General features: G+C 49.3%; 1 protein-coding gene. It reads right to left on the reverse strand.

Going from position 1 to position 446, the window contains the following annotated elements; genetic code table 11:
• The coding region (locus ACTHS3_RS16965) for a collagen-flanked surface repeat-containing protein (protein WP_440368636.1) at nt 1-446 on the reverse strand (446 nt) is incomplete at both ends.

The raw sequence follows: 446 nt of genomic DNA on the forward strand, positions 1-446 counted from the left end.
GCCGTTGTCTTTAACTTCGGCTTCAGCGTTCTTACCGTCTTTAACGATAGTGGTAGTGGTATTACCTTCGCCATCAGTGATGGTTACAGTGTGGGTACCGTTGCCGTTGTCTTTAACGTCGGCTTTGGCGTTCTTACCGTCTGCACCGTCTTTAACGATAGTGGTAGTGGTGTTACCTTCGCCGTCAGTGATGGTTACAGTGTGGGTACCGTTGCCGTTGTCTTTAACGTCGGCTTTGGCATTCTTACCGTCTGCACCGGTATCACCTTTGGCACCTGTTGCACCGGTAGCGCCAGTTGCACCGTCTTTAAGGATGGTAGTAGTGGTATTACCGTTACCGTCTTTGATGGTTACAGTGTGTGTACCGTTGCCGTTGTCTTTAACTTCGGCTTCAGCGTTCTTACCGTCTTTAACGATAGTGGTAGTGGTATTACCTTCGCCATCAG

This window comes from Neisseria sp. P0009.S007, from assembly GCF_051962515.1.